Source organism: Segatella copri, from assembly GCF_019127135.1.
Lineage (GTDB): Bacteria > Bacteroidota > Bacteroidia > Bacteroidales > Bacteroidaceae > Prevotella.
The window spans coordinates 1-2041 of the sequence record NZ_JAHOEA010000126.1; the positions used below are offsets into that span (position 1 = coordinate 1).

Sequence of the window (2041 nt, forward strand, 5' to 3'; positions counted from 1 at the left end):
CCCCCCCAGCCCGTCCGAGAACGGCCGTTTTGGGGTGTATCACATAGGGTAGAACCGCTATCACGACTCCACCTAAGCCCCTCTAAGGGCATATATTTTTTCATCTTAAAATTTTGTTTTATGTTAAATAATTCGTCATAAGGGCTTAAAAAGGCCGATATGAACACTAATAGAGCGTGTTTTTGATGGTATATGATTCCCTACAGGTCATTATCCAAGAGAAGCAATCAAAGCAGGTACACCTTTGAGAGATATGGCACGACGAAGGTTATAAGATAGGCAAAAGAGGCCCATCTCAGCAGTTACTTTCAGTTTGCCTTTCAGTAAAAAGTAGTATTGCCCAAGTGCTCGCTTCATGGTTCCGAAAGGATGCTCGGAGAGGCATTTGCGATTGTCCATCTTGTTCTGGTCTAGATGCAAAACGTAACGGACAACCTTCTTCACAACCTTCATTTTTGGAGGTTTTGGCTTGTCTTTATTCTCTTCTTTGAGTTGCTTGCGTTTTGCTTCAGTTGCCTTTATCAAGGTGTCTTTGTTGAAGTCTGCCTCCTTAAATTTCTGGATGGTACACTTGCACTTGCATTTTTTACATGCAAGCTTGTTGCAGTAGCGGATCATACCGTTTCTTTTGATAGACTTTTGCCTCAGGATTTCTCCTTGCGGACAATAGACAAGATTGCGTTCGGCATCCCTCACGAAGTATCCTTCAAGAGCCTTGGCACGCATCTGCTCGGGAGTCATCTTCAATACAGCAGACTCTGCTACATCAGAAGTGTACTCCTTGACCTCTACAATCTGTGCATCGGTTAAAAAATCCTTGTAGGCTTCCGGTATGACTGCAGCTTCAAGGCATGCCTTCAAATCTTCTGGATTAGTACTTGACTTTTGTTCGTCAGTTATGGTAGCTTCGTTATAGTCAAACTGAATCTGCTCCGTGCAGCAGCCATCACGTTGGATGACATTTGGTACGATACCATTAGCCAATGCATCTGCATGATCCTCGGGACACTCGTACCCCTTGTCTGCAGTAGATTCTAGAACGTCAACACCATAATCGGCTTTCACCTCAGATGCTACGCTTGTAAGCTGACCATGGTCTGTTGGACTGTTGCTTACCTGGAAGCCTGCTATCAGATGGCTCTCCGCATCAACAGCTGTTTGCACATTATAACCGACACAAAAGCCTTCGTTAGCTTTCATTAGTCGGGAATCAGGATCGGTTAAGGAAATCTGGCTTTCACCGCTTTTTTCAAGTGTATCACGGTATCCTTCATAACGTTCCTTGCGCTCCTTGCAAATATCAAGCTTACGTTGCAATTCATCTTTGGAGAGCCTGCGTCCTTCCTCATGATCGTATGCATCAAGTTCTTCCATATAGATTGAAATATGTTCATCAAGACGCTTGATTCGGTCATCGAGTTTGCTTAGAGTAAGGTTGTTGTCCTTAGCATTTACAGCCTTAAACTTGCTTCCATCAATAGAGATGTACGACTTGGAAAAGAGCTTCAGTCCCATGCAAAACTTGTTGAACTCTTTAAAAACTTTAGTAATAGCCTTCTTGTTGTCCTTGCGGAAATCGGAGATTGTACGAAAGTCTGGAGTCAGCTTGTTGAGCAGCCACATTACCTCTACGTTACACTTGCACTCACGAGCAAGTTTACGAGAGGAACGTACCTGATAGAAGTAACCATAAATATAGAGTTTGAGGAGATCGCGAGGATCATATCCTGGAGTACCTGTCTCTGCAGGAGTACTGCGGACGAATCCCAGTTCATCCATTTTGAGATTATCGACAAAAGCATCGAACAAGCGAACAGGGGCGTCAGCCTCTACATACTCGTCAATGCAATCAGGGAAAAGAACCCTCTGTCGTCTATCTTGACCTTTTTTATATGCCATATCTTTCTTGTTTATTACTACAAAGATACATAAAATAATTGAGAATCAAGAAGATACGAGGTTAATTAACTATAAAGAGCAAAAGAAAAATGCTCAATTCAGTTGTTTGCTTCCCTAATTAAGTTTTCGGACGACCTCCCCC

The 2041-nt window shown here is 43.0% G+C and carries 1 protein-coding gene; it reads right to left on the reverse strand.

What is annotated here, in order from left to right:
* Positions 1–210: 210 nt before the first annotated feature.
* Complete coding sequence (locus tag KSW37_RS15400) at positions 211–1899, reverse strand: transposase (RefSeq protein ID WP_217315316.1); 1689 nt, start codon at positions 1897–1899, stop codon at positions 211–213.
* Positions 1900–2041 lie beyond the last annotated feature (142 nt).

Bases quoted from the DNA above. Each gene is read 5' to 3' on its own strand.
- KSW37_RS15400 (WP_217315316.1), bottom strand. From the start codon at position 1,899: ATGGCATATAAAAAAGGTCAAGATAGACGACAGAGGGTTCTTTTCCCT.